At 68.0% G+C, this 24,040-nt stretch carries 23 protein-coding genes, 1 pseudogene and 1 riboswitch; of the genes and pseudogenes, 10 read left to right on the forward strand and 14 right to left on the reverse strand.

Annotation, left to right across the window (positions count from 1 at the left end; genetic code table 11):
* Nucleotides 1–71 precede the first annotated feature (71 nt).
* The 3 genes from BBJ41_RS15315 (at nucleotide 72) to ribB (ending at nucleotide 3,320) form a co-directional block, all read left to right on the forward strand.
* A complete protein-coding gene (locus tag BBJ41_RS15315; protein ID WP_069747099.1) occupies nucleotides 72–1,247 on the forward strand; it encodes an MFS transporter in 1,176 nt (391 codons plus the stop codon).
* 226 nt (nucleotides 1,248–1,473) lie between these two features.
* Complete coding sequence (locus BBJ41_RS15320; RefSeq protein ID WP_069747100.1) at nucleotides 1,474–2,157, forward strand: helix-turn-helix domain-containing protein; 684 nt, start codon at nucleotides 1,474–1,476, stop codon at nucleotides 2,155–2,157.
* Between the two features lie 185 nt (nucleotides 2,158–2,342).
* A riboswitch (FMN riboswitch) is annotated at nucleotides 2,343–2,491 on the forward strand.
* Nucleotides 2,492–2,609: 118 nt separating this feature from the next.
* Complete coding sequence (gene ribB / locus BBJ41_RS15325; protein ID WP_069747101.1) at nucleotides 2,610–3,320, forward strand: 3,4-dihydroxy-2-butanone-4-phosphate synthase; 711 nt, start codon at nucleotides 2,610–2,612, stop codon at nucleotides 3,318–3,320.
* Between the two features lie 91 nt (nucleotides 3,321–3,411).
* Here the strand turns inward: ribB and BBJ41_RS15330 are convergent, their stop codons facing one another.
* The 7 genes and pseudogenes from BBJ41_RS15330 to glpD form a co-directional block, all read right to left on the reverse strand.
* The gene (locus tag BBJ41_RS15330) at nucleotides 3,412–4,098 is read right to left on the reverse strand and encodes an HAD family hydrolase (RefSeq protein ID WP_069747102.1); all 687 of its coding nucleotides are present in this window, start codon (nucleotides 4,096–4,098) and stop codon (nucleotides 3,412–3,414) included.
* A 186-nt stretch (nucleotides 4,099–4,284) separates the two neighbouring features.
* Nucleotides 4,285–4,455 (reverse strand): annotated as a pseudogene (locus BBJ41_RS42100) (inositol 2-dehydrogenase); the annotation flags it as partial.
* A complete protein-coding gene (locus tag BBJ41_RS15335; protein ID WP_069747103.1) occupies nucleotides 4,392–5,219 on the reverse strand; it encodes a TIM barrel protein in 828 nt (275 codons plus the stop codon). The pseudogene BBJ41_RS42100 and the gene BBJ41_RS15335, both read right to left, overlap by 64 nt.
* 237 nt (nucleotides 5,220–5,456) lie before the next feature.
* Nucleotides 5,457–6,524 (reverse strand): LacI family DNA-binding transcriptional regulator, encoded by a 1,068-nt coding sequence (locus BBJ41_RS15340; RefSeq protein ID WP_069747104.1) that lies wholly within the window; start codon nucleotides 6,522–6,524, stop codon nucleotides 5,457–5,459.
* 234 nt (nucleotides 6,525–6,758) lie between these two features.
* Entirely contained in the window at nucleotides 6,759–7,475 is a 717-nt protein-coding gene (locus tag BBJ41_RS15345; RefSeq protein ID WP_069747105.1) for an MIP/aquaporin family protein, read from the reverse strand.
* A gap of 82 nt (nucleotides 7,476–7,557) precedes the next feature.
* A complete protein-coding gene (glpK, locus tag BBJ41_RS15350; RefSeq protein WP_069747106.1) occupies nucleotides 7,558–9,060 on the reverse strand; it encodes a glycerol kinase GlpK in 1,503 nt (500 codons plus the stop codon).
* 106 nt (nucleotides 9,061–9,166) lie between these two features.
* Nucleotides 9,167–10,690: a glycerol-3-phosphate dehydrogenase gene (glpD, locus tag BBJ41_RS15355; protein WP_069747107.1), complete on the reverse strand. Its 1,524-nt coding sequence runs from the start codon at nucleotides 10,688–10,690 to the stop codon at nucleotides 9,167–9,169.
* A 162-nt stretch (nucleotides 10,691–10,852) separates the two neighbouring features.
* Between glpD and BBJ41_RS15360 the strand changes: the two genes are divergently transcribed.
* The gene (locus BBJ41_RS15360) at nucleotides 10,853–11,221 is read left to right on the forward strand and encodes a hypothetical protein (protein WP_069747108.1); all 369 of its coding nucleotides are present in this window, start codon (nucleotides 10,853–10,855) and stop codon (nucleotides 11,219–11,221) included.
* Between the two features lie 94 nt (nucleotides 11,222–11,315).
* Here the strand turns inward: BBJ41_RS15360 and BBJ41_RS15365 are convergent, their stop codons facing one another.
* Nucleotides 11,316–11,513, reverse strand: coding sequence for a hypothetical protein (locus BBJ41_RS15365; RefSeq protein WP_006477892.1), 198 nt, complete (start codon nucleotides 11,511–11,513; stop codon nucleotides 11,316–11,318).
* 303 nt (nucleotides 11,514–11,816) lie between these two features.
* A complete protein-coding gene (locus tag BBJ41_RS15370) occupies nucleotides 11,817–12,596 on the reverse strand; it encodes a DeoR/GlpR family DNA-binding transcription regulator (protein WP_006493999.1) in 780 nt (259 codons plus the stop codon).
* Nucleotides 12,597–12,810: 214 nt separating this feature from the next.
* Here BBJ41_RS15370 and BBJ41_RS15375 point away from each other — a divergent pair, with 214 nt between their 5' ends.
* The 3 genes from BBJ41_RS15375 (at nucleotide 12,811) to BBJ41_RS15385 (ending at nucleotide 16,171) form a co-directional block, all read left to right on the forward strand.
* Complete coding sequence (locus BBJ41_RS15375; RefSeq protein WP_069747109.1) at nucleotides 12,811–14,451, forward strand: gamma-glutamyltransferase family protein; 1,641 nt, start codon at nucleotides 12,811–12,813, stop codon at nucleotides 14,449–14,451.
* A 315-nt stretch (nucleotides 14,452–14,766) separates the two neighbouring features.
* Nucleotides 14,767–15,594, forward strand: coding sequence for a ferritin-like domain-containing protein (locus tag BBJ41_RS15380; protein WP_069747110.1), 828 nt, complete (start codon nucleotides 14,767–14,769; stop codon nucleotides 15,592–15,594).
* A gap of 70 nt (nucleotides 15,595–15,664) precedes the next feature.
* On the forward strand, nucleotides 15,665–16,171 hold the full coding sequence (locus BBJ41_RS15385; RefSeq protein WP_069747111.1) for a hypothetical protein: 507 nt from the start codon (nucleotides 15,665–15,667) through the stop codon (nucleotides 16,169–16,171).
* Here the strand turns inward: BBJ41_RS15385 and BBJ41_RS15390 are convergent.
* The 3 genes from BBJ41_RS15390 to BBJ41_RS15400 all read right to left on the reverse strand — a co-directional run bounded on the left by BBJ41_RS15390 (nucleotide 16,165) and on the right by BBJ41_RS15400 (nucleotide 19,823).
* The gene (locus BBJ41_RS15390) at nucleotides 16,165–17,613 is read right to left on the reverse strand and encodes a DEAD/DEAH box helicase (protein WP_069747112.1); all 1,449 of its coding nucleotides are present in this window, start codon (nucleotides 17,611–17,613) and stop codon (nucleotides 16,165–16,167) included. The two genes, BBJ41_RS15385 and BBJ41_RS15390, sit on opposite strands and share 7 nt — an antisense overlap.
* Nucleotides 17,614–17,740: 127 nt before the next feature.
* Nucleotides 17,741–19,039, reverse strand: a complete 1,299-nt coding sequence (locus tag BBJ41_RS15395; protein WP_069747113.1) for a c-type cytochrome — start codon at nucleotides 19,037–19,039, stop codon at nucleotides 17,741–17,743.
* Nucleotides 19,040–19,058: 19 nt separating this feature from the next.
* A complete protein-coding gene (locus tag BBJ41_RS15400; protein WP_069747114.1) occupies nucleotides 19,059–19,823 on the reverse strand; it encodes a c-type cytochrome in 765 nt (254 codons plus the stop codon).
* Between the two features lie 378 nt (nucleotides 19,824–20,201).
* Here BBJ41_RS15400 and BBJ41_RS15405 point away from each other — a divergent pair, with 378 nt between their 5' ends.
* A complete protein-coding gene (locus tag BBJ41_RS15405; protein WP_069747115.1) occupies nucleotides 20,202–21,134 on the forward strand; it encodes a CopD family protein in 933 nt (310 codons plus the stop codon).
* A gap of 130 nt (nucleotides 21,135–21,264) precedes the next feature.
* Here the strand turns inward: BBJ41_RS15405 and dgoD are convergent, their stop codons facing one another.
* The gene (dgoD, locus tag BBJ41_RS15410; protein ID WP_069747116.1) at nucleotides 21,265–22,413 is read right to left on the reverse strand and encodes a galactonate dehydratase; all 1,149 of its coding nucleotides are present in this window, start codon (nucleotides 22,411–22,413) and stop codon (nucleotides 21,265–21,267) included.
* A 155-nt stretch (nucleotides 22,414–22,568) separates the two neighbouring features.
* Between dgoD and BBJ41_RS15415 the strand changes: the two genes are divergently transcribed.
* Complete coding sequence (locus BBJ41_RS15415) at nucleotides 22,569–23,252, forward strand: FadR/GntR family transcriptional regulator (protein WP_083281880.1); 684 nt, start codon at nucleotides 22,569–22,571, stop codon at nucleotides 23,250–23,252.
* A 21-nt stretch (nucleotides 23,253–23,273) separates the two neighbouring features.
* Here the strand turns inward: BBJ41_RS15415 and BBJ41_RS15420 are convergent, their stop codons facing one another.
* Nucleotides 23,274–23,519, reverse strand: coding sequence for a DUF1272 domain-containing protein (locus tag BBJ41_RS15420; RefSeq protein WP_034208309.1), 246 nt, complete (start codon nucleotides 23,517–23,519; stop codon nucleotides 23,274–23,276).
* 150 nt (nucleotides 23,520–23,669) lie between these two features.
* Here BBJ41_RS15420 and BBJ41_RS15425 point away from each other — a divergent pair, with 150 nt between their 5' ends.
* Nucleotides 23,670–24,017, forward strand: a complete 348-nt coding sequence (locus tag BBJ41_RS15425; RefSeq protein WP_069747728.1) for a GFA family protein — start codon at nucleotides 23,670–23,672, stop codon at nucleotides 24,015–24,017.
* Nucleotides 24,018–24,040: the final 23 nt, after the last annotated feature.

Consider the following 24,040-nt stretch of genomic DNA (forward strand, 5'->3'; position numbering starts at 1 on the left):
CGCGCACATCCCGCTTCTTGTGCGGTGCGGCACCGACCGGGCGCCGCGTCCGCCGCCTTCCGGAGAACGTCATGCCCCTTCCGTTACTGGCGCTCGCGATCAGCGCCTTCGCCATCGGCACCACCGAATTCATCATCATGGGCTTGCTGCCCGACGTCGCGCACGATCTCGCCGTCTCGCTGCCGTCGGCCGGCCTGCTCGTCACGGGTTACGCACTCGGCGTCGCGGTCGGCGCGCCGCTCCTCGCGGTGCTGACGAGCCGCATGCCGCGCAAGGCCGCGCTGCAGCTGCTGATGGCGATCTTCATCGTCGGCAACGTGCTGTGCGCCACCGCGTCCGGCTACGCGATGCTGATGGTCGCGCGCGTCGTCACGTCGTTCGCGCACGGGTCGTTCTTCGGGATCGGCGCGGTGGTCGCCGCGTCGCTCGTGCCGGCCGACAAGCGCGCGAGCGCGATCGCGCTGATGTTCACTGGGCTCACGCTGTCGAACGTGCTCGGCGTGCCGTTCGGCACGTTCGTTGGCCAGTTGCTCGGCTGGCGCGCGTCGTTCTGGATCGTCGCCGGGCTCGGCGTGCTGGCGCTCGCGGGTGTCGCGGCGCTCGTGCCGAACCGCCACGACGGCGGGCCGGTCGGCCTCGGCCACGAAGTGCGCGTGCTGAAGGAGCCGCAGGTGTGGCTCGCGCTGCTGATGACCGTGCTCGGCTTCGGCGGCGTGTTCGTCGTGTTCACGTACATCGCGCCGATTCTCGAAACCGTGTCGGGTTTCTCGCCGCGCTCGGTCGCGCTGATCCTCGTGCTGTTCGGCGCGGGGCTGACGATCGGCAACACGCTCGGCGGCAAGCTCGCCGACCGCGCGCTGATGCCGTCGCTGATCGCGATCCTCGTCGCGCTGATGGCGGTGATGGCCGTCTTCGCGAAGACCAGCCACCTGCCGGTCGCGGCCGCCGTCACCGTGTTCGTGTGGGGAATCGCCGCGTTTGCGACGGTGCCGCCGCTGCAGGCGCGCGTGGTCGAGAAGGCCGCGAGCGCGCCGCATCTCGCGTCGACGCTGAACATCGGCGCGTTCAACGTCGGCAACGCGGGCGGCGCGTGGCTCGGCGGTCTCGCACTCGAACACGGCTTCGCGCTCGACGCGCTGCCGTGGGTCGCCGTCGCGGTGACGTTCGCGGCGCTCGTCGTCACGTGGCTCGCGATGCGGCTCGATGCGCGCGGCCCGGCACGCGGCGTGGCGCCGGCGGCGCAGTGAGCGGCCCGATCGCACTTGATAGCGCCTGATGGCGACGCCGCAGCGGCAGGAAAAGGTTCGCGAGAAACGCATTCCTCCGCGATGCTGATAACGGTGTGAAGATAACTTCGTTTGCCGGCGCCAGACCGGGTGATAGCGTCTCGATACGCGCCGTTGCTGGCGCAACGCGATTCCGATCCCGGCTTACCCCATATGCAGGGCCGCGCAGCGGCCCGGAGGCAATGCTATGTCTTCATCCCTGGCGCTCGTGCACGACGTGTCTTCCTTCGAGTCCGGCAACACCGCCGACGCACGCGCGTCGGCGTCGCTCGACCTCCTCGAACAGGTCGTCGGCGTGAACCTCGCGCGGTTGCGCGCCGAGCGGCAGTTGTCGCTCGATGCGCTCGCGCGGCTGTCCGGCGTGTCGCGCGCGATGCTCGCGCAGATCGAATCGGCGCGCAGCGTGCCGTCGATCAAGGTGCTCTGCAAGATCGCCGCCGCGCTGAAGGTGTCGGTCGCCGCGTTCCTGCGCCGCCATGCGGTGAACGGCTTCGAGCATCTGGCGGCCGAGCGCGCGTCGCGCGTCGTCAGCTCGAACGGCCGCTTCTCGGCGCGCGCGCTGTATCCGGAAGGCGAACCGGCCGCGGCCGAGTTCCACGAGCTGCGGATCGCACCGCTGCATACCGAGCAGGGCACGCGTCGCGCACCGGGCACGACGGTCAATCTCGTCGTCAGCGAAGGCACGCTCGAAGTCAGCGTGCACGAGCGCCGCCAGTTGCTCGCGACCGGCGACGCGATCGTGTTCGACGCCGACCAGCCGTACAGCCTGCGCAATCCGGGCGACAGCGAGGCGCGCGCGTTTCGCGTGACGGTGAGCCCCGAGGTGCCGCCGCGCTGGCTGGTGCCCGACGCGGCGCACGCGGCCGGCTGATCGCGCAGGCCGCAGGGCGCCACGGCCGTCTGCGCATCGGGCGCGGTCGCTGCCCGGCGGTCGGCCGTTTGGACGATGCCGTTAGACGGGGTCGTCAGTAAGGTTATCGATGTTGTTCGCTGCGCCGCGCGCGCAGCTGTTGTATGCTTGGCCCGCCGGTGACGGGAGACCCCGTCCGGCAATCAGTGCGTCTTCAGGGCGGGGCGAAATTCCCCACCGGCGGTAGGCTGGCGAAAGCCGGCGAGCCCGCGAGCGCCCGCGCATCAGCGCGGGGTCAGCAGATCTGGTCGAATGCCAGAGCCGACGGTCATAGTCCGGATGAGAGAAGATGTGCAGATAGTCATGTCCGCCAGGGCCGCTTCGCGACGCATGCGAAGCGGGTTGTCGTTCTGTCTGTTTGCAATGCCCTGAAACGTTTTTCGCCCTAATCGTATTTGCGAGGAGCGTTTCACATGTCCTTGATGTCCATTTCGTCGGCACCCGCCGACGCCTTTGCCGATCTCCCTTTGCTGGATTCCGAACCGGTGCCGCCGCGCATTGCCGCTGCGCTCGATGCGATGCGCGCGGGCCGCGCCGTCGTGCTGCAGGATGACCACGACCGCGAGAACGAAGCCGACCTGATCGTCGCTGCCGAGCGCATCACGCCCGAGACGATGGCGCTGCTGATCCGCGAGTGCAGCGGCATCGTGTGCCTGTGCCTGACCGACGACACGGTGCGCGCGCTCGAACTACCGCCGATGGTGCAGACCAACGAGAGCCGCAACGGCACCGCGTTCACCGTGTCGATCGAGGCGCGCGAAGGCGTGCATACGGGCGTCTCGGCGGCCGACCGCGTGACGACGATCCGCGCGGCGATCGCCGAAGGCGCGAAGCCGCACGACATCGTGCGCCCCGGTCACGTGTTTCCGTTGCGTGCGCAACCAGACGGCGTGCTTGCGCGCCGCGGGCATACCGAAGGCACGGTCGACCTGTCGATCCTGGCGGGCCTGAAGCCGGCCGGCGTGCTGTGCGAGCTGATGAATCCGGACGGCACGATGACGCGCGGCGACGATGTCGAGCGTTTCGCGCAACAGCACGGGCTGCCGATGCTGACGATCGCGGAGCTCGTCGAATTCCGCGAGGCGCTGGCCGCTGCGCGCGAGCGCTGCTGCGAGCCGGCCTGAGAGAGGGAGGTGCGGGCGCGTTCGCGCGCCCGCGGCATGGCGTGCGTGAAGTGACGCACGCCGGACCGGCCCGAGCGGGCCGGCATGACGATCAGGACTGCACGTCGCCGAATTCGCCGCGCATGCCGGCTTCGACGAGCGACGGCAGCTCGTCCATCTTGCGCATGATCCGCGTGATGCCCATCGCGCGCAGCGCGTCCGCGTAGTTGTCGGGGATGTGGCTCGCGCCGACGAACGCGATCGTCTTCATGCCCGCCGCGCGCGCGGCGTTCAACCCCGATACGCTGTCCTCGACGACGATGCAGCGCGCCGGCGCCACGCCGAGCGTTTGCGCCGCGTACAGGTAGACGTCGGGATAGGGCTTCGGCCGCGATACCTGCTCGGAACTGAACACGCGCTCGCCGAAGATCTCGGTGAGCGATGCGCGCTTCAGCGAGTTGCGCACGCGCACGAGCCGGCTGTTCGACACGACGGCCGCCGGCAGGCTGACCTTCAGCAGTGCGTCGCGCACGCCGGTGATCGGCGCGAGCGATTGCGCCAGCGCGATCTCGATGTTGTGCTCGATGGTCTCGATGAAGTTCGCGGGCATCTCGATCCCGAAGGGGGATTCGAGCCCGTCGAGGAAGCGTGACGTCTGCTGGCCGAACGCCGTTTTCGCGGCGGCTTTGAAATCGAGGTTCGGGAACGTGTCGGACAGCGTATCGAGCAGCACGCGGTCGGCGATGACTTCACTGTCGACGAGCACGCCGTCGCAGTCGCAGATGAGATGGTCGAGCATGATGGTGAAAAAGCGGGGGTTCGGCGACGCCGATCAATTCGCCATCATACGTGCTTTCACGCGCATGACGCGCGGCGCTTCGGCAAATTTTCCCGATGCGGCCATGCCGCCGCGGCTTGCCGAACGGGCGTGTCGCCGGCCGAGCGACAGGCAGCGCCCCGCGTGCGTGCGCCGCCGTCGTTTGCGTCACGACTCGATCATGCGCGCCGTTCTCCACGACATCATCGCGGCCTCGGCCAGCTCGAGCGCGGCGAGCCCGTCGTCGATCGTCGTGCTGACCGGTGCGCCGACGCTCAGCGATCCGCGAGTTCGCGCCGCACGTAATCGATGCTCGCCCGCAGCCGCGCCTCGATGTCGCCGGCTTCGGCGATTTCGTTCGCGAATGGCTCGAACGATAGCGCGCCGCGGTAGCCGCGTGCGAGCAGTTCGCGCAATTGCCGGATGTTGCCGAGCCGGTCCGCGCCGCCGACCAGCACGCGATGGCCGTCGCGCATCCGGTCGACCGGCAGGTCGATTTCCTCGACGCCCGAGATGTGCACGAGGCCCGTCAGGTTCGGGAAGAAGATGTCCTCGCCCGCCAGGTGATGGTGGAACGTGTCGTGCACGAGCCGGAAGACCGGCTCGCCCGCCGCGGCATAGATGCCCTTCACCGCGTCCGACTTGCGGCGCAGTGCGCATTCCTCGAAACCGAGCGGCTCGATCAAGCCGAGCAGGTTGCGCGCTTCGAGGATCGGCTTGAGCGCCTTCAGCGCCTTCACGAGATCGGTGTGGCGCAGGTCCGCGTCGCGCGTGTCGCCGCGACTGTTGGTCGGGCACAGCACCAGCGCACGCGCGCCGCATTGCGCCGCGTAGTCGGCCAGCACGGTTGCCTCGTCCGCGCGTTCGGCGTTCCATTGCTCGAAGCGCTGCAGCGCGTTGATCGTCAGGATCGTCACGCCGCCGGCTTCGGCCGTCGCGCGCACGGCGGCGGCCGGCGTGCCGTCGGCGATCTCGACGCCGTCGAGATCGTTGCGGATCTCGATCGCGTCGATGCCGAGACGCCGGCACAGCGCGAGATAGCGATCGAGCGGCATGCGCGGCGCGCTCATCCGGTTCAGCGAAAACGAAAGGGGTTGGGTCATCACGGGGCCTCGGTCGGGGTTCGACGCCGGGACGGCTGGCGACCGGCCGTTACGACCGGGCGCCGCCCGCCGGCGGGGCGGCGATCGGTCCGGGCATCGTCTCCGGTGCATTCGTCATGGCGAATGGTCGTCAATGTAAGACCGCGCCGAGCCGGCTGCATGCGCGGCGTTGACGAAAAATCGGCAAGAAGGCGCTCGATAGGCGAGCGCGGAGCGGGGGCGGCGGGCAGCCCGCGCTCAGGCGGGTTGCAGGTACGGGCTCGTTCGCACGTTGGCCGAGCAGAACACGCGAAACTCGACCGGCTCGACCGGCGGCGGCTGCTCGACCACGCCGCACGCGTGCATCAGGTGCTGCAGTGCCGAGATCGCCTGTCCGTCCGGATCCTGGTCGATCGCGATGTCCATCGTGCCTGCCTCGATGTACGCGCGATGCTGGTCGAGCATCTCGTGGCCGACCCAGACCACGCGGCCGGCCGCGCCGAAACGGCGCAGCGCGGCCTCGATGCCGGCCGAGCCGGCGCCGCTGTTGTAGATGCCGACCACGTCGCCGGACGCACGCAGCGCCTTCGCGACGGCGCCGTAGGCGAGATCGTCCTGATCGAGCGTTTCAGCGGCTGTGCCGTCGCAGGTCAGTTCGGGGAACGCGCGCGCCAGCTCGGCGCGGCAGCCGGCGATGCGGTCCATGTGCACGCGATAACCCATCCGGCCGCCGAGCAGCAGCACGCGGCCGGGCCGTTTCGCGAGACGGCCGATGCAGTAGCCGGCCGTGCGGCCCGCGCGTTCGTTGTCGATGCCGGCATAGTGCGCGCGCGCAATTCCGCCGATGTCGGAGACCATCGTGACGACGGTTTCGCCGCGCGCGATCGCGCCGGCCAGTGCATCGCGCACGCGCGGCGTGTCGCCGGCCGTCACGATCAGCGCTGCGCGCCGGTAGGCGGGGCGTTCGATCAGCGCGGCTAGGCGCGTGTCGTCGGCGGCAGGCAGGATCGCGCGGTGCACGACGACGCGCCGGTCGAGCATCTGCACCGCGCGCTGCAGCGCCTGCTGCAGCCGTCGGTAGAACGGCGTGTCGGTATCGGGCAGCAGCACGTCGACGTGGATCAGCCCGTGCCGGACGTCGGGAAGCTGGCGCGGCACGCCGAGCGAACGCGCTGCGGCCACGACGCGTTCGCGCGCGTGCGCCGATACGCTGCCGCGCTCGTTCAGCACGCGATCGACGGTCGCGGTGCTGACGCCCGCGAGCTGCGCGATCTCGACGAAGCGCGCGGTGCGTTTGCGCCGGCGGGGTCCGGTGTCGGCGGCCATCGTCTCGTCTCCTGTCGGCCAGGGTTGGTGCGTGTGTGCGCCCCGGCGTCCGTGCGGAATGCGCACGCTGTCGTGATGGAGCGGGGGCTGGCGGTATGCTGGCGCCGCGACGCGCATTCGTCAACGACGGGCGCGGGGCGGAAGAGGGCGGAAGGGATGGCTGCCGGCGAACGGCGGGGTGAAGCGACGCGAAGCACGCGGCGACGGACGCCGCGCGCTTCGGTGAAACCGCGATCAGATCGTCGCGTGCAGATGCAGATACAGGCCGGCTGCCGCGGCGCCGCCGATCAGCGGGCCGACGACGGGCACCCATGCATAGCGCCAGTCGCTGTCGCGCTTGCCGGGGATCGGCAGCAGCGCGTGCATGATGCGCGGCGACAGATCGCGCGCGGGGCTCATCGCGTAGCCGGTCGGGCCGCCGAGCGAGATGCCGATGCCGAGCACGAGCAGGCCGACGGGCAGCGCGTCGAGCGCGCCGAGGCCGACCTGCGGCGACGCGAGGTACAGCACGCCGAGGATCAGCACGAACGTGCAGATCGCTTCGGTCAGCACGTTGTGCGTGACGCTGCGGATCGCCGGCGCCGTGCAGAACACCGCGAGCTTCAGGTCGGCATCGGCTTCTTTCGCGAAGTGCTGGCGATAGGCGAGCCACACGAGCAACGCGCCGGCCATCCCGCCGAGCATCTGCGCGAGGATGTAGCCGCCGACCTTCGACCACGCGAACTTGCCCGCGAGCGCGAGACTGATCGTGACGATCGGGTTCAGGTGCGCGCCGCTGAACGACGCGGTCACGTACACGGCGACGAATACCGCCATCGCCCAGCCCATCACGATCACGATCAGGTCCGCGCCTTTGCCCTTGGTCTTTGCAAGCAGCACGTTTGCGACCGCGCCGTTGCCGAGCAGCACGAGGATCGCTGTGCCGATGAATTCTGCAATATAAGGTGACATGGTTGTCTCTCGTATGTCACGGCGGACTCGCGCGCGAGCGCGGTCCGCCGGTGTTGTTGTATTTCGTATGGAGGGCTGACGGTTACTGCGTGTCGTCGGCCCAGGCCTTCGCGGCGCGCACCGCGCGCTGCCAGCCGGCCATGCAGCTTTCGACCTGCTCCTTCGCCATCGACGGCGAGAAGCGGCGGTCGAGCTGCCACTGGTCGCGTACTTCGTCGAGGTTCTTCCAGTAGCCGATCGCGAGACCCGCGAGATACGCCGCGCCGAGCGCGGTCGTCTCGGTGATCTGCGGGCGCACCGCGTCGACGCCGAGCAGATCCGCCTGGAACTGCATCAGCAGGTCGTTCGCACTCGCGCCGCCGTCGACGCGCAGCTCGCCGATGCTGATGCCCGAATCGGCTTCCATCGCGGCCAGCACGTCGAGCGACTGGTAGGCGATCGCATCGAGCGCCGCGCGCGCGAGGTGCGCGGAGGTCGTGCCGCGCGTGACGCCGAACACCGAGCCGCGCGCCCGCGCGTTCCAGTGCGGCGCGCCGAGGCCGGCGAACGCAGGGACGAGATAGACGCCGTCGGTGTGCGGCACGCTCGCGGCGAGCGCTTCGATTTCCGCGGCCGTCTTGATGATGCCGACGCCGTCGCGCAGCCACTGCACGACCGCGCCCGCGATGAAGATGCTGCCTTCGAGCGCGTACTGCACGTCGTCGCCGATCTGCCAGGCGATCGTCGTGACGAGGTTGTTCTTCGACTCGATCGGCTTGTTGCCGGTGTTCATCATCAGGAAGCAGCCGGTGCCGTAGGTGTTCTTCACCATGCCCGACGTCGTGCACATCTGGCCGAACAGCGCGGCCTGCTGGTCGCCCGCGATGCCCGCGAGCGGGATCTTCGAGGCGAACACGGTCGTCTTCGTGTAGCCGTAGATTTCCGACGACGCCTTCACTTCCGGCAGCATGCTGCGCGGGATGTCGAGCAGTTCGAGCAGCTCGTTGTCCCACTCGCGCGTGTGGATGTTGAACAGCATCGTGCGCGACGCGTTCGTCACGTCGGTCACGTGCAGCTCGTGCTTCGTGAAGTTCCACACGAGCCAGCTGTCGACGGTGCCGAACGCGAGCTTGCCCTGGCGCGCCTTGTCGCGCGCGCCCGGCACGTTGTCGAGAATCCAGCGGATCTTCGTCGCGGAGAAGTACGAGTCGATCGGCAGGCCGGTCTTCGCGCGCACCTTCGCTTCGAGACCCTGCTTCTTCAGCGAATCGCAGAAGTCGGCCGTGCGGCGATCCTGCCAGACGATCGCGTTGTAGACGGGCTGGCCCGTCTCGCGATCCCAGACGATCGTCGTCTCGCGCTGGTTGGTGATGCCGATCGCGGCGATCGACGTGCCGTTCAGGCCCGTGCGCGTGACGGCCTCGGCGGCGACGCCCGCTTGCGTCGACCAGATTTCCTGAGGGTCGTGCTCGACCCAGCCGGGTTGCGGGTAGATCTGTTCGAATTCCTTCTGGGCGATCGACACGATATTGCCCTGGCGATCGAACAGCATCGCGCGGGAACTCGTGGTGCCCTGGTCAAGCGCGAGGATGTACTGGTCCTGCATGTCTCTCATCTCCATCCGTGGATTTGGCTTAGTTGTGATGCGCGCCGCATGTCGGGCGGCGCGTCGGTGAGTCAACTTCGGTGAGGCAACGGCAACTACATTCGGATCAGGCGTGCGGCGCGTGCGCGGCGGCGAACCAGGCGTCGACCGCGGCCGTCACGGCGTCGAGCGTGCCCGGCGCTGCGTGCAGGCCGAGCTTCGAGCGGCGCCACAGCACGTCCTGCGCGCAGGTCGCCCATTCGGCGTCGCGCAGGTAGCGCAGTTCGGCGTCGTAGATGCCGGGCGCGATTTCGGCGCCGAGATCGGCGAGCGACTTCGCACCGTCGACCACGCGCTCCGCGCGCGTGCCGTAGGCGCGTGCATAGCGGCGGGCGAGCGCGGCGGGCAGCCACGGATGACGTTTCGCGAACGTGCCGGCGAACGCGTCGAACTTCGCGTTCGCGATGTCGCCGCCCGGCAGCGCGACGCCTGCCGTCCAGGTCTTCGCGTCGCTGCCGAGCGCGCGGCACAGCATGTCGCCGGCTTCTTCCGCGAGCTTGCGGAACGTCGTGATCTTGCCGCCGAACACCGACAGCAGCGGCGCGCCCGCGCCGTCGTCCATCTCGAGGCGATAGTCGCGCGTGACGGCCGAAGCGTTCGCGGCGTTCTCGTCTTCCAGCAGCGGGCGCACGCCCGAATAGGTCCAGTGCACGTCGGCCGGCGAGATCTTGCGCTTGAAGTAGCGGTTGATCGAATCGCACAGGTACTGCGTCTCGTCGCGATCGATCGCGACCTTCGCGGGATCGTTCGTGTATTCGACGTCGGTCGTGCCGATCAGCGTGAAGTCGTGCTCGTACGGAATCGCGAAGATGATCCGCTTGTCCGGGTTCTGGAAGATGTACGCGTGATCGTGATCGAACAGGCGGCGCGTGATGATGTGGCTGCCCTTCACGAGCCGCACGCTGTGATGCGCGCCGCGGCCGAGCGCGCCGTGCAGCACGTCGCCGACCCACGGGCCGGCCGCGTTCGCGATCGCGCGCGCATGCACGACGCTGATCGAGCCGTCGGCGTGCTGCAGACGCGCTTCCCATGCGTCGCCGTGGCGTTCGGCGGAGACCAGCTTCGTGCGCGTCAGGATTTCGGCGCCGCGCTCTTTCGCATCCATCGCGTTCAGCACGACGAGGCGCGCGTCGTCGACCCAGCCGTCCGAATACACGAAGCCGCGCTTGATCGAGTCGATCAGCGGTGCGCCGGCCGCATGGCGGCGCATGTCGATGCCGCGCGAGCCGGGCAGCAGTTCGCGTTTCGCGAGGTGGTCGTAGAGGAACAGGCCGATGCGGATCAGCCAGGCCGGACGCAGGTTCGGCATGTGCGGCATCACGAAGCGCAGCGGCCACATGATGTGCGGCGCCGCGCGCAGCAGCGTCTCGCGTTCCTGCAGCGCCTTGCGCACGAGCCCGAACTCGTTGTACTCGAGATAGCGCAGACCGCCGTGAATCAGCTTCGTGCTGGACGACGACGTGTGCGACGCGAGATCGTCCTGCTCGCAGAGCATGACCGACAGGCCGCGGCCGGCCGCATCGCGCGCGATCCCCGCGCCGTTGATGCCGCCGCCGACGACGAGCAGATCGTAGCGATTCGGTTGGGTCACCTGCTGTCCTTATCGTCTGATGGAAATGGGCGAACACGAAATGTTCGGATTCGAAATTTAACGAACGAAATCGAAAAAGTAAAGTTCGAAAAAGCGGGGCCAGTAGCGCACGGCGCGATCCCGGACGATACTGACGGAATCGACCGTTTCGCGAGGTGAATCATGCGTATTGGGATGTGGGCCGGCGTGGGCGCCGTCCTTCTGGCGGGGTGCAGCGCGGGGATGCCGCCGCTCGCCGGCAACTGGCGGGCGCCGTCGTTCGTCGACCTGCAGACGTCGTGCGGCGGCGCGGCGCGCGACTGGGGCGCGGACGCGCAGCCGGTCTATTCGACGCTGTACGACGCGTACGTGGCGAAACGGTATCGCGGGCTGACCGAAACGAACTATTGTGCGTTCGTAAACGAACTTTCGACGCGCTATGCGGCGCCCGACGCGGCGGCGCGCGCCGGCTGGATCGCGTATTTCAACGGCGCACGCGCGCAGGCCATCAGCTGGCGGGCGGCGGTCGATCCGACGCTGCGCGGCGGCTGAAGCCGGCTGCGCCGAACGGGCGGGAAGCGGAAACGCGCGCGCGGCCGGGAGTCCGGCCGCGCGTTCGGGTGGTCAGGTCAGGAACGGCGGGGGTTCACGAGTAGCGGTACTTGATGGATCGCAGTGCGGCGTCGCCGGTCTCGGTCACGCAGTATTTGCGTCCCGAGCCGAGCCCTTCCAGGCGAACCAACTGCTGTTCGAGCAGGATGTCCAGTTCATCCCGATCCATGTCGCGCTGATCAGGCGCGTCCTTCACAAGCAATAGCGTGGCGAATTCATGCGGACTCAGCATCGTTCTCTCCATGGCATCCGGTCTGCCCGCGCGGCCGGCGCAAACGCCGACGCACGATACCCCGGGGGGTATGGCTTGGGGGGAAAAGCTGCATTCGCCGGCCCTGTGATTCGCACACGCCCTGGCACAGGCGGATCGGGCGAACGGGCCGGGGAACTGGAGTCTAGTCGAGCGCGCAGGCAACGACAAATCGTGCCCCGTTAATTTTCCGTTTGACAGCCGGGCCGCGTGCAAGCGGTCCGCTTGCGCCGCCAACTTCTTGATTTCACTTGAAGTTTCGGGTGCGGTGCAGCATCGCCGCCGTCATTCCGCGACGTACACCTGGGTGCCGGCGGCGGCCACCGTGTCGGCCATCTCGGGCGGCAGCGGCTTGTCGGTGAACAGCGCGTGCACCTGGCTCAGGTGGCCCTGGCGCACCAGCGCCGGGCGGCCGACCTTCGAATGGTCGGTCACGAGGTAGACCGTGCGCGCGTGCTGCATGATCGCCTCGGCCACGCGCACCTCGCGCGTGTCGAAATCGCGCAGCGTGCCGTCGGCCTCGATCGCCGACGTGCCGATGATCGCGTAGTCGACCTTGAACTGGCGGATGAAGTCGATCGCGAGCTCGCCGACGATGCCCTTGTCCCACGGCCGCACGATGCCGCCCGTGATCAGCACCTCGCAGTCGGGGTAGCCGCTCATCATCGACGCGACGTTCAGGTTGTTCGTGATCACGTGCAGCCCGTGGTGGCGGTTCAGTGCGCGCGCAACTTCCTCGGTCGTCGTGCCGAGGTTGATGAACAGCGACGCCTGGTCGGGAATGTGCGACGCCGCGAGCGCCGCGATGCGCCGCTTCTCGTCGTGGAACATCCGCTGGCGCGCCGTGTACGACACGTTCTCCGAGCTGGTCGGCAGGCTCGCGCCGCCGTGGTAGCGGCGCAGCAGGTTCAGGTCGGCGAGCCAGTTCACGTCGCGGCGGATCGTCTGCGGCGTCACCGCGAAGTGCGCGGCGAGATCGTCGACGGTCACGAAGCCGTCGCGCTGCACCCATTCGAGCAGTTCCTGCTGGCGCGCGTTGAGGGTGAGGCGGGGATCTCGGGTCATGGCTCGATGGTCGTGTCGTGAGACGGAGCGGGTATTGTAAGGGCGGCAACGGCGTTCGACCGGCCTGCCGGGTTCGGCTTCCCATGAATTCATGCAGAAATAGCATGGATTCATGTGACAAATGAATTTGTGCCATTGCACCGATCGCGCTGCAATGGCGGATTGCCCGCGCATGCGGGCGCGCGTTCATTCAGCTTTCGACGAGGTGGAACCGATGACTGGCTTCAACTGGCACAACCCGTATCCGACGACCCGCATCCCGGTGTTCGCGCGCAACGTCGTGTCGACGTCGCACCCGCTCGCCGCGCAGGCCGGGCTGCGAATGTTGTGGAAGGGCGGCAACGCGGTCGACGCGGCGCTGGCCGCCGCGGCCGCGATCACGGTCGTCGAGCCCGTGTCGTGCGGGCTCGGCGGCGACGCGTTCGCGCTCGTGTGGGACGGCGAGCGGCTGTCCGGGCTCAACGCGTCAGGCGTCGCGCCGGCCGCGTGGAACGTCGACTATTTCCGCAAGCGTCACGGCGAGGACGCGCACGGCATCGCGCACAAGCCGACGCGCGGCTGGGACACCGTCACCGTGCCGGGCGTGATTGCGGGCTGGGAAGCGCTGCACGCGAAGTTCGGTTCGCTGCCGTTCGCGGACCTGCTCGAGCCGGCGATCGAGATCGCGGAGCGCGGCTATGCGGTGCCGCCGATCGTCGCGCACAAGTGGGCGGCTGCCGTGCCGGAGCTGCAGGGCCTGCCCGGTTTCGCGGACACCTTCATGCCGCGCGGCCGTGCGCCGCTCGTCGGCGAGCGCGTATGCCTGCCGGGCCATGCGCAGACGCTGCGCACGCTCCAGAAAGAAGGCGCGCGCGCGTTCTACGAGGGCGTGCTCGCGGAGCGCATCGCCGCGTTCTCGCGCGAAGGCGGCGGCGCGATGACCGAAGCCGACCTGCGCGCGTACCGCCCGGAATGGGTCGAGCCGATCGGCAAGCGCTTCGGCCGCCACACGATTCACGAGATCCCGCCGAACGGGCAGGGCATCGCCGCGCTGATCGCGCTCGGCATCGCCGAGCATGCGGGCGTGACCGAATGGCCCGTCGATTCGGTCGACTCGCAGCATCTGCAGATCGAGGCGATGAAGCTCGCGTTCGCGGACGTCTATCGCTACGTCGCCGATCCGCGCGCGATGGAGGTCACGCCCGAACAGATGCTCGACGACGCGTATCTCGCCGAGCGCGCGAAGTTGATCGACCCCGCGCGCGCGACGCACTTCGGTGCCGGCCGGCCGCATTCGGGCGGCACGATCTACCTGTCGGCGGCCGACGAGCGCGGCATGATGGTGAGCTTCATCCAGTCGAACTACATGGGCTTCGGCTCGGGGCTCGTCGTGCCCGGCACCGGTATCGCGCTGCAGAACCGCGGGCACGGCTTCTCGATGGACCCGGCTTCGCCGAACGTCGTCGCGGGCGGCAAGCGGCCGTTCCACACGATCATCCCGGCGTTCGTCACCGAGGAGGTCGACGGCCGCACCGAGGCCGTGATGAGCTTCGGCGTGATGGGCGGCGACATGCAGCCGCAAGGCCACCTGCAGACCGTCGTGCGGATGCTCGGTTATGGTCAGCAACCGCAGGCCGCATGCGATGCGCCGCGCTGGAAGGTCAATCGCGATTTCACGCTCGACGTCGAGGCGACGATGAATCGCGCGACGGTCGACGCGCTCGCCGCACGCGGCCACACGATCAAGTCGATCGACGATCCTTACATGGATTTCGGCTCGGGGCAGTTCATCTGGCGTCTCGACAGGGACGATCGCGAGCGCGGCTACGTGGCCGCGAGCGACAGCCGGCGCGACGGTCTGGCGGCCGGTTTCTGACGGTTCGCTTCCATTTCCCTGCGCTCGACGGGCGGCCGAATGGCCGCCCGTTTCGTTTGGTGCGACCGCTGCCGTCGAACGGGCGCAAGCGGTTCGAAGGACTCGTCTAACGATCGGCAACGGACGCCGTGGAACTGCGCTTGTCCGGTATGGTCAGTGCTCTGGAGCACGAACGTCAAAGTCCGGCTAAGATGCCAGCATGGTTCGGCCGGACCAACTCAATACAAACGCAAGTAAAACGCCGCCTGCGGGACGGTCGGCGCCTGTGCCGAAGGCATGGGCCGGCCCCCGTGCGACGACTGGGAGCGCACCACCATGGATACAAAAACGCCGCATGTCATGCCGTGGCGAATCGAGGACATCGACCTGAACCGGATCGATCGTCAGCGTGCCGCTGCGAACGAGGATCTGCTGTTGCTGCTGTGCGCGTCGTCGTTCATCGAAAGCGGCTCGGATCTCTACACGAGCAATCTGAGCGAATTTTTCAACGACGATCCGGAAGTCTCTGCGTGGCTCAACAATGCATGGGAGCACGAAGAGTTGCAGCACGGCCGCGCGCTGAAGGCGTACATCGCGCACGTGTGGCCCGAGTTCGACTGGGATACCGCGTTCGCGAATTTCTTCGCCGAGTATTCGAAAACCTGCTCGGTCGAGGCGTTCGAGAAAACCCGCGCGCTCGAGATGGTCGCGCGCTGCGTCGTCGAGACGGGCACGGCCACGCTGTACCGTGCGATCAACGAATGCTCCGACGAGCCCGTGTTGAAGGAAATCACCGACAACATCCGCTCGGACGAAGTGCGTCACTACAAGCACTTCTTCAAATTCTTCAAGAAGTACAACCAGCTCGAAGGCAATGGCCGGCTCGCGGTGCTCGGCGCGCTGATGCGCCGTGTGCTGGAAATCAAGAACGAGGATTCCGAGATCGCGCTGCGCCACGTGTTCGCGATCCGCTATCCGGATCGCGTCGGCGACAGCCAGTACAACCGCGAGCGTGCCGCGCGCATCAATTCGCTCGTGCGCCGCAACCTGTCGGCCGACATGTGCGTGAAGATGCTGCTCAAGCCGCTCGACCTGCCCGCGAAGATCCAGCCGGGCGTTCACTATCCGCTCACGAAGATCACGCGGCACGTATTCCTGCGCTGATCGCCGGGGCGCGGCCCGGCGCGCGTATGCTGCGGCTTCACCAGCCGCTTTCCACCGGAGCCACACCATCATGACCGATTCCCATCGCCACGCGCTCGAACAATGGACGTTCGACGCGTGGCCGCCGGCCGTCGTCTCGCTGTTCGACGGCACCGCGCTCGAGCGTCATGCCGACATCGCCGCATCGCTGATCGTCGCGACCGGCGACGGCCAGTTGCGCACGACGCTGCTCGGCGTCGGCGAGATCTATGCGCACGATGCGCGCACGCTGCTGCTCGCGCTATGGCCGCAATCGCGTGCGGCGCGCGCGATCGGCGAACGGCGTGCGGCCGCGTTGACGCTCGTCGCGGACGGCGCGTTCTTTCAGGCGCAATTGAGGATCGAGCCGCTCGAAGGGGACTTCGGCGGACTGGCCGGATTCGCCGCGACGATCGCGCAGGGCGATGCGCAGCGGGTCGGCTATGCGCGTCTCGCGACGGGTGTCACGTTCACGCTGGAAGGGGAGCGCGCCGCGGTGCTCGCACGCTGGCAAAGCCAGGTCGAGCACCTGCGGCGCGCGGCCGCGCGGCTTCAGTGACCGCGTTGGCCGCTGCGCGACGAACGGTTGCGGTTCGGGTGCGCGGCGTTGCCGTTCGCGGGGCGCGCGCCGTTGCCGCCGCCCGCCGGGCGTCCGCCGTTGCCGCCGGCGCCGCCTTGCGTGCGCGGCTTCGCAGCCTTCTGCTGCGATGCTTTCGGTTGCGCGTTGCCTTCGCGTTTCGCGGCCGGCTGGCCTGAACCGCCCGCGCGCGGCTGGCGATTGCCGCCACCGCCGCCGCCACCACCGCCGCGCGGCTGCTGCTGCCCGCGACGCTGCTGGATCGGTTCCGGCTTCACGTTCGGATCGGGTTCGAAGCCCGCGATCACTTCCTGCGGAATCTCGCGCTTGATGAGCCGCTCGATATCGCGCAGCAGTTGCTTCTCGTCCACGCACACGAGCGACACGGCTTCGCCGGTCGCGCCCGCGCGGCCCGTGCGGCCGATCCGGTGCACGTAATCCTCGGGCACGTTCGGCAGGTCGAAGTTGACGACGTGCGGCAGCTGGTCGATGTCGATCCCGCGTGCGGCGATATCGGTTGCGACGAGCACCTGCAGCGTGCTGTTCTTGAACTCGGCCAGCGCGCGCGTGCGTGCCGACTGGCTCTTGTTGCCGTGGATCGCCATCGCGCTGATGCCGTCCTTCGTCAGTTGCTCGGCGAGCCGGTTCGCGCCGTGCTTCGTGCGCGTGAACACGAGCACCTGGAACCAGTTGTGTTCGCGGATCAGGTGCGTGAGCAGCTCGCGCTTGCGGTCGCGGTCGACCGGGTGGATCTTCTGCGCGACGCTTTCGGCGGTCGTGTTGCGGCGGGCGACTTCGATCAGCGCGGGCGAGTCGAGCAGGCTGTCGGCGAGCGCCTTGATTTCATCCGAGAAGGTGGCCGAGAACAGCAGGTTCTGGCGCTGCGGCGGCAGCTTCGCGAGCACGCGCTTGATGTCGTGGATGAAGCCCATGTCGAGCATCCGGTCGGCTTCGTCGAGCACGAGGATGTCGAGATCCGACAGGTCGATCGTCTTCTGCTGCATGTGGTCGAGCAGACGCCCCGGCGTCGCGACGACGATGTCGACACCGCGCTTGAGCGCATCGATCTGCGGATTGATGCTGACGCCGCCGAACATCACGGTCGAGCGCAGCTTCAGGTACTTGCTGTATGCGCGCACGCTTTCCTCGACCTGCGCGGCGAGTTCGCGCGTCGGCGTGAGGATCAGCGCGCGCACCGCGCGCTTCGCGCCGCGATGCTCGGCGTAATACGTGTGCAGGCGTTGCAGGATCGGCAGCGTGAAGCCGGCGGTCTTGCCGGTGCCGGTTTGTGCGCCAGCGAGCAGGTCGCCGCCGCCGAGGACGGCAGGGATCGCCTGCTGCTGGATCGGAGTCGGCGACGTGTAGCCGAGCTCGTTGACCGCCTTGACAAGCGGTTCGGCCAGGCCGAGAGATTCGAAAGACATAGATACCACTCTTGAGTTTTATGATCGGCGACACCTCGCGCGGCCCGCGCGGGGACTGGCGTCGCAAAAAGCAAAGGGGCGCGGCTGCGGTTTCCCGCAGCCGCGCCCCGTTTGCGTCACGCGTTATTTAGTCAAGCGGCGCGGAACGCAGGTCACTCACCTGTTGCGGCGAGATCGGCGTACCGTTGTTGCCCCACGACATCCGAATGTACGTTACAACTGCTGCGACTTCCTGGTTCGACAGCGACTGCGCGAACGGCGGCATGCCGTACGGGCGCGGGTTCTTGAACGTGCTCGGCGGATAGCCACCATTCAGCACCATGCGGATCGGGTTGACTGCCGATTCCATCACGATCGAGTGGTTGCCCGCGAGCGGCGGATACGCCGGCGGCTTGCCCGCGCCGGTTTCGGCGTGGCAGGTTGCGCAGTTGTCTGCGTAGATCTTCTTGCCCTGGTCGAACAGCGCGTTGCCGAACTGCTTCGACGGCTCGTACTGCATGTTCTTCGGCGCTTCAGCCTTCTGCGGGATCGACTTCAGGTACGTCGACATCGCGCGCGTATCTTCGTCGCTCATGTACTGGAGGCTGTTGTGCACGACGTCGGCCATCGGGCCGAACACGGCGCCCTTGTTCGATACGCCGGCCTGCAGCAGGTCGGACAGCTCCTGCACGTGCCAGTCGCCGAGGCCGAGTTCCTTGTCGTTCGTCAGCGACGGCGCATACCAGTTCTGCAGCGGGATCAGGCCGCCCGCGAAGGCTGCCGAGCTCACCGGGCCACCCATCATGTTGATCGACGTGTGGCACATCGAGCAGTGACCGAGGCCTTCGACGAGGTACGCGCCGCGGTTCCATTCGACCGACTTCGTCGGATCCGGCTTGTACTCGCCTTCCTTGAAGAACAGCGTGCGCCAGCCGATCAGCAGGTTGCGGTTGTTGAACGGGAACTTCAGTTCGTGCGGACGGCTCGGCACCGACACCGGCGCGACCGAGCGCAGGTACGCGTAGATCGCGTCCGAATCGGCGCGCGTGACCTTCGTGTAGCTCGCGAACGGGAAGCCCGGGTAGAGCAGGCTGCCGTCCTTCGAGCGACCCGTGTGCATCGCGCGGTAGAAGTCGTCCGACGTCCACTTGCCGATGCCGTTCTGGTCGTCCGGCGTGATGTTCGGCGTGTACATCGTGCCGAACGGCGTCGCCATCGGCAGGCCGCCCGCGAACGACTTGCCGCCGCGCACGGTGTGGCACGCGATACAGTCGCCGACGCGCGCGAGGTATTCGCCCTTCTTGATCAGCGCGGCCTGGTCGGCCGGCGTGGCCGCGACGGCGGCAGCGCCGTGCAGCGTGTCGTTACCCGGCCACAGGACCGGGACGAGGGCGGCAGCCGCGACGATCGCGACAGCCGAGAGTGCAAACAGGGACTTGCGTTTCATTGTGTCTGTCTCCCTTGCCTTATTGCGGTTCGCTGCCGCAGGCGAGCGGAGTCTTCATCGAACGCGCCGGGGCCGGCACGGGGTTGGCGGGCGCCGGTTGCGCGGCGAGCCACGCGGTCACGGCCGTCACGTCTTCGTCGGAAAGCTTCGAGGCGATGTCGTGCATGCAGTCGGGCGCCTTGGCGTGGCGGTTGCCCGAGCGCCATGCGCCGAGCTGTGCGCTCAGGTAATCGGCGTGCAGGCCGACCAGGCCCGGGATCGCCGGCTGCATGCCGGTCAGCCCTGCGCCGTGGCAGGCCACGCAGGCCGGCAGCTTGCGGGACGGATCACCCTGCGTGACGAGCTGCTTGCCGCGTGCGAGCGTCGCGGCCGGCAGCGTCGGCTTCGCCGGCGTCGGGTACGGCGGGCGTTCGGCCGAGAAGTGCTCGGCGATTTCGCGCAGGTAGTCGTCGTTCAGGTACGTCAGCAGGTAATTCATCGGCGGGTACTTGCGCCGGCCGTCACGGAAGTTGACGAGCTGGTTGTACAAGTACTCGGCCGGCTTGCCGGCAAGACGCGGGAAGTAGTCGTTGTCCGTGCCCTGGCCGTGGACGCCGTGGCATGCGGTACAGCCGCGCACGCGCTCGGCCATGGTATCGGGTGCCTTGAGCGGCGCCTGCTGGGCGTGCGCTTGCTCCGTGGGCTTGGTCTGCGCTTGGGCAGCGCTCATAAGGCCCGCGCCGCCGATCAACAGAACGGCGAGCAGCGGACGGAAGAGGCGTCTTGAAGACACACGAGACTCCATGTTTATTCGTCGGGGACCTTGTCCGGGCTACGATCGGCTCGGCGCATGGACGGCAGGACAGGCGGGCTGCTGCGACGCGGCATTCTATCATCGATGGGTAATGACGGCTATTTGGCAAAAGGACATCGGTTCCTGTCTGTTTGCGACTTGCGACAATTTGACGCGTGTTGCGCAGCGATTGCGTGAACCGGCGTGCGCTTTCATCATCGAAGACCGTACACTCGCGGGTCGCGCGGCGCCGCCTCCGCCGCAGGTCCAGTCATTTCTCCCGTTTCCGGATTCATCGATGACGTTTTCTACCGTGCCGTTGCCTTCTTCACGCCGTTCTTCCCGTTGCTGCCGCGCTGCCGGCCTGCCGTTTGCGGGAGGGTGCGCGCGATGAAGTTCGACAGCTTGTGGATCGGGCAGGTCGCGCTCGCCGCGCTGATGGACGCCGCGTTCGCGATGGCGGTCGGCTCGGCGCTGCTCAAGGCGTGGCTCGGCAAGGACGGCGCGCGCCCGGTCATCGCGCCTTCGCATCCGGCGTGGCTGCGCGCGCAACATTCGCTGGTCGCGGCGGCGCTGGCGCTCGTGCTCGCGGATCTCGGCTGGCTCGTCTACGAGGCGGCGACGATGAGCGGCGCGGGGCTCGGCGGCGCGTTCGCCGCGATTCCGACCGTGCTCATGCAGACGCACACGGGCTTCGCGTGGAGCGTCGCGTTCGCCGGCGCGGTGGTGCTCGCGATCGTCGCGCTGGCGAAGCCGGACGGCCCGGTCGCGCATGCGGTGCTGTGGCTCGCGGTGATCGTGGTCGCGGCCGGCAAGGCGTCGCTCGGCCATGCGGCCGATACGGGCGCGCTGTCCGCGGCGGTCGGCGTGCAGACGCTGCACCTGCTCGCGACGGCCGTGTGGGGTGGTCTCGTGCTCGCGGGCGGCCTCGCGGTGCTGCCGGCGCTCGGTTCGTCGGTCGCGCGCGGTGCGCTGATCCGCATCGGCCAGCACCTGTCGCGTACGTCGATCATCGCGGTCGTATTCGTGCTCGGGACGGGTGCACTCAATGTGCTGCGCGGGCTCGGCGGTTCGCTCGCGCCGCTCGACGGCAGCACGTGGGGGCGCGTGTTGCTGCTGAAGCTGCTGCTCGTCGCGCTCGCGCTCGTGCTCGGCGGCCTGAACCGCTTCTCGGCGCTGCCGCGGCTGCGCCGCACCGCGTCGACCGAGGATGCGCACACGTTTCGCAATATCCTGCATCTCGAAGGGATGACGATGATCGGCGTGTTCGTCGCGGCCGCCGTGCTGTCGTTCAGCGTGCCGGGGTTCGCGGCGCTCGGCTGACGAGCGGGGTCGCGCGGCCGAAGGCGAGGGCGCGTGCGCACGCGCGACGCCGGCCGCGAGCACCGCGCATGCAAAAACGGCCGCCTTTCGGGCGGCCGTTTTCAATTCGATCCGACGACGCGCATCGCGCTCACCACTCCGCGACGCTGCCATCCTCGTGACGCCACACCGGGTTGCGCCAGCGGTGGCCGGTCTTCGCCATTTCGCGCACCTTCTCCTCGTTGACGTCGATGCCGAGCCCCGGGCCTTGCGGAATCGCGACGAAGCCGTCCTCGTAGCGGAACACCTCGGGGTTGCGCAGGTAGTCGAGCAGGTCGTTGCCCTGGTTGTAGTGGATGCCGAGGCTCTGCTCCTGGATGAACGCGTTGTAGCTGACCGCGTCGAGCTGCAGGCACGCGGCGAGCGCGATCGGGCCGAGCGGGCAGTGCAGCGCGAGCGCGACGTCATAGCTTTCCGCGAGCGTCGCGATCTTGCGGCACTCGGTGATGCCCCCCGCGTGCGACGCGTCGGGCTGGATGATGTCCACGTAGCCGCCCGCGAGGATGTGCTTGAAGTCCCAGCGCGAATACAGCCGTTCGCCGAGTGCGATCGGCGTATTGGTCTGGTTGACGATGTCGCGCAGCGCCTCGGCGTTTTCCGACAGCACCGGCTCCTCGATGAACATCAGCTTGAACGGGTCGAGCTCCTTCGCGAGCACCTTCGCCATCGGCTTGTGCACGCGGCCGTGGAAGTCGACGCCGATCCCGACGTGCGGGCCGACTGCGTCACGCACCGCCGCGACGTTCGCGATCACCTGCTCGACCTTGTCGTAGGTGTCGACGATCTGCAGCTCCTCGGAGCCGTTCATCTTCACGGCCTTGAAGCCGCGCTCGACGACCGCGTGCGCATTGTTCGCGACGTCGCTCGGCCGGTCGCCGCCGATCCACGAATACACCTTGATGCGGTCGCGCACCTGGCCGCCGAGCAGCGCGTGCACGGGCACGCCGTGATGCTTGCCCTTGATGTCCCACAGCGCCTGGTCGACGCCCGCGATCGCGCTCATCATGATCGGGCCGCCGCGGTAGAAGCCCGCGCGGTACATCACCTGCCAGTGATCCTCGATCAGCAGCGGATCGCGGCCGACGAGATAGTCGGCCAGTTCCTGCACGGCGGCTTCGACCGTGTGCGCGCGGCCTTCGACGATCGGCTCGCCCCAGCCGACGATGCCCTCGTCGGTTTCGATCTTGAGGAACAGCCAGCGCGGCGGGACGACGAAGGTTTCGAGGCGGGTGATTTTCATGACGCGAGTCTCCATGGTTGACCGGCGCGGGCGCATGGGCGGAGCGCACGGTCGCGTGCTTTCGCGGTTATCCTAGCGTAGCCCGATAAAAAATAGTATTAATAGCACTATTGTGCAGATAGTGGGCAGCCGGCGCGCCGGCCCAACGGAGAACGATCATTCAACGCGACCTGCATGGACAGACGGCCTTCCGGCTTGCGACGGCGATCCTGCGTGGCGACTACCCGCCCGAATCGCTGCTGCCGAGGGAACCCGACCTGATGGAGATGTACGGCGTGAGCCGCACAGTGATGCGCGAGGCGTTGCGCACGCTGACGTCGAAGGGGCTCGTCGAGTCGCGGCCGAAGGTCGGCACGCGGGTGCGGCCGCGCGATGCGTGGAATCTGCTCGACGCCGATCTGCTCGACTGGTATGCGCGCGTCGCGCCGCCGCTCGCGTTCGCGCTGAAGCTGCAGGAGATGCGCGAGATGATCGAGCCGTACGCGGCCGCGCTTGCCGCGCGCACGCATACGCCGGAAGCGTTCGACGCGATCGACGACGCGGCGCGCGCGATGGCCGCCGCGCGCAACGTCGACGAATGGGTGCGCGCCGACCTGCGCTTTCACCTGAGCGTGCTCGCGGCCGGCGGCAACGAGCTGCTGGTGCCGCTCGGCGCGCTGATCGATCGCACGCTCGAGGCGCAGCTGCATCTGAATGCGCGCCGCGCGGACGTGTACAACGCGTCGCTGGCCGAGCACCTGGCCGTCAGCGACGCGATCCGCGTGCGCGACGAGGACGGCGCGCGCCGCGAGATGGCGGCGCTGCTCGCGGTGACGCGCGCGCGGATCGAGATGTCGTGACGGGAAGGCGGTGCGGGGGCGTCAGGCGTTCGCGCAGCCGCCCGGCTTGTGGATGCGTTGCGTCGACGCCGGATATTTCGCGAGCAGGCTGGCCGGCCGCCGCGGGCGCGCGACCAGGTCGCCGCCGCAGTTCGGGCAGCGGCCTTTCAGCACGTCGTCGGCGCACGTTGCGCAAAACGTGCATTCGAACGTGCAGATGCGCGCTTCCGCCGAATCGGGCGGCAGGTCCTTGTCGCAGCATTCGCAGCCGGGGCGCAGTTCGAGCATGAGTGTCTCCTCGTTTTTTGAAAAAAAGATGGCGCCGGCGCGCGTTGCGCTCGGCGCGGGTGCGCGCTACTGTACGCGCATCGAATCGGCTTGGCCAACGGCGCTCGTCCGGGCGCCGTCGACGTGCACAAGCCGCACCAGGAGACGATCATGCTTTATCGCGGAAGCTGTCACTGCGGAGACGTGACGTTCGAGGCCGAAGGCGACCTGCAGGGCGTGATGGCGTGCAACTGTTCGATCTGCCGGCGCAAGGGCGCGCTGATGTGGTTCGTGCCGCGCGACCACATGAAGCTCCTCACGCCCGAGGAGAACCTCACGACCTACCTGTTCAACAAACACGTGATCCAGCATCGCTTCTGCAAGCGCTGCGGGATTCATGCGTTCGGCGAGGGCGTCCATCCGAACGGCACCGCGATGGCCGCGATCAACGTGCGCTGCCTCGACGATGTCGATCTCGACGCGCTGCCCGTCACGCACTACGACGGCCGCTCGCACTGAGCGGTGCGTCGCGGCATGAACGC

Source organism: Burkholderia stabilis (assembly GCF_001742165.1).
Lineage (GTDB): Bacteria > Pseudomonadota > Gammaproteobacteria > Burkholderiales > Burkholderiaceae > Burkholderia > Burkholderia stabilis.